The 2,549-nt window shown below is 70.5% G+C and carries 3 protein-coding genes; all 3 read left to right on the top strand.

The window, feature by feature from the left end; all coding sequences use genetic code 11:
• A partial coding sequence (locus VGW35_05940; GenBank protein HEV8307190.1) for a YhjD/YihY/BrkB family envelope integrity protein occupies nt 1-432 on the top strand: 432 nt, incomplete at its 5' end.
• Nucleotides 433-603: 171 nt separating this feature from the next.
• Nucleotides 604-1,854: an ATP-binding protein gene (locus VGW35_05935; GenBank protein ID HEV8307189.1), complete on the top strand. Its 1,251-nt coding sequence runs from the start codon at nt 604-606 to the stop codon at nt 1,852-1,854.
• Nucleotides 1,851-2,549, top strand: coding sequence for a response regulator transcription factor (locus VGW35_05930; GenBank protein ID HEV8307188.1), 699 nt, complete (start codon nt 1,851-1,853; stop codon nt 2,547-2,549). The genes VGW35_05935 and VGW35_05930 overlap by 4 nt, the downstream gene beginning before the upstream one ends.

The following is a 2,549-nucleotide window of genomic DNA, read 5'->3' as shown; positions in this document are numbered from 1 at the left end:
TTCGGCATCTTGGGGGTTGCGATCTCGCTGCTGTTGAACTTCATCCTGTTCATGCTGGCCTTCCGGATCCTCACGACGGAGGACGTCGACTGGGCAGACGTACGCCCGGGCGCCATCGTCGCCGCCGCCGCGTGGACCGCGCTCCAGGCCCTCGGTGGCTACTTCGTCAGCCATCAGCTGCAGGGGGCAAGCGAGACGTACGGCACGTTCGCGACGGTGATCGGGCTCCTCGCGTGGATCTATCTCGGGGCGCAGGTGACGCTCCTGGCGGCCGAGATGAACGTGGTCAAGAAGCGACGTCTCTGGCCGCGTGCCATCGTTCAGCCGCCGCTCACGGACGCCGATCGGCGAGCCCTGACGGCCTATGTCAAGCAGGAAGAGCGTCGGCCGGAGGAAGAGATCCAGGTTCGGATCAACGACCAGCCGTCGTGAGCGGTCGACGACGCGCTCAGGGGGGGCCTGTAGACCCGCCTTTCGATGACCCCGTAGATGTTGCCGTCCGGAGTCTCCACCGTCGGCCGTTGACCACCCCGGTGAGGGCTCGCTAGGCTCGGCCGGGAGGCCGGGAGGCCGGGAGGCCGGGAGGCCGGGAGGCCGGCGCTGGTGGCCACATCGTCCGAGGAACGCCCGCCGCTCCCGCCGCAGCCCGGCCGGCGGGGCCTGTGGTTGGGCATCCTCGCGTATCGCTGGGCGGCCTTCGTCTGGATGGTGATCTTGGCGATCGGCGCCGCGGAGGAGTTCCGCCGGCCGGCGGTCGCGTGGCTGATCCTCGGTGCGACCGGCCTCTGGACGCTCTGGCTCTCGGTGACTCCCGGATGGGACCGCCCGTTGACCCGGTGGCTGGACCTCGGCGTGTGCATGGGTCTCCTCCTCGTGTCGGGCATCGTGATGCGCGAGGGATACACGGTCGGCGGCCATCCCTTCTTCGCCACCGCCTACCCGGTCTGCGCGGCCCTCACCTGGGGCGCGGCGCGCGGGGTCGGTCCGGGGCTCGCCGCCGGCTTCGCGCTTTCCGTCGCGCTCGCGCTCAGCCGCGTCATCAACGGCGTCTCCCTCGCCGACGCAACCGGCGCCCAGATCGAGGGTCTCGGAAACGGGGTCGTGTACTACATCGCCGCCGGGGGCGCGATGGGGCTCATCGCTCGGACCCTGGGCCGTGCCTCGGAGGAGCTCCGCCGGGCACAGGAGGAGGTCCTGAGGGAACGGGAACGCGTGGCCCGACTGTCCGAGCACGCCACGATGGGGCGCAAGATCCATGACTCGGTGCTTCAGGCGCTCGCGTGGGTCAACAAGCGGGGCCGCGAGCTCGGCGCGGAGGCCTCGGTGCCGGGCCCGGAGGTCCTGCGCCTGGCCGACATGGCGGCGGCGCAGGAGCGGGCGTTGCGAGCCCTCATCCAGCACGAGCCCGAGGAGCCCCCGAAGGAACGGGCCTCCCTCCGTGACGCCCTCGACGCCGACGCGAGAGCCGTCGGGGAGGTGCCGGTGACGGTGACCGCGCTCGGGCCGATCTGGCTCCCCGAGCACGAGATCGACGAGCTGACGGCGGCGGTCCGCCAGGCGCTCGAGAACGTGGTCCAGCACGCGGCGGCCACCCATGCTGTCGTGTTCGCCGAGGAGGGGGAGCAGGGCCTGGTCGTCAGCGTGCGAGACGACGGCGTCGGGTTCGTGTACGAGGAGGACGGTCTCCGGAGCCGGGGGAAGTTCGGCCTCCTTGAGAGCATGAAGGGCCGGATCGAGGACCTGGGCGGGCGGATGATCGTTCGATCCGCCCCCGGATCGGGGACCGAGGTGGAGTTCCTGATCCCCGAGCCCGGACTCGGGCCCGATCGTGCGGGCGACGGGGGACCACCATGAGCGACGAAGGGCAAGACGGCATGACGGGGGACGAGCCACCGCCCGCGGAACCGATCCGGGTCATGGTGGTGGATGACCATCCCGTCTGGCGCGACGGGATCCGCAACGATCTGGAATCCTCCGGCGTCGCCACGGTGGTCGCCGAGGCCTCCGATGGGGGCGAGGCGATCGAGCGAGCCCGCGGATCGATGCCGGAGGTCATCCTGATGGACCTCCAGCTCCCCACCGTCCCGGGCGTGGAGGCGATCCGTGCCATCGTGGAGGAATCACCGCACGTCAAGGTCGTCGTGCTGTCGGCCTCAGGGGAGGAGCCCGACGTCCTCGAGGCCGTGAAGGTCGGCGCGACGGGCTATCTGCTCAAGGGCTCGACGGCCGGCGAGATCGTGGACGCGGTCCGGCGCGTTCGCGACGGAGAGCCGGTGTTCACCCCGTCGCTGGCCGGGATGGTCCTGTCCGAGTTCCGCCGGGTCGCGGCCCCCGACCCGGGCGTCCCGGGCCTCACCCCACGCGAGAACGAGGTCCTGAAGCTCGTGGCGAAGGGCTACACCTACCGCGAGATCGCCGAGAAGCTGTTCATCTCGGTCAAGACCGTCCAGAACCACGTCCAGAACATCCTCACGAAGCTCCAGCTTCGCAAGCGCTACGAGCTGATGCGCTACGCGATCCAGCGAGGCCTCGACCAGGCTCCCGAGTAG

This window comes from Candidatus Methylomirabilota bacterium (assembly GCA_036005065.1).
Classification (GTDB): Bacteria; Methylomirabilota; Methylomirabilia; order Rokubacteriales; family DASRDR01; genus DASYQW01.
Note: the sequence above shows the minus strand (reverse complement) of the source record. Positions and strands in the feature narration are given on the sequence as shown.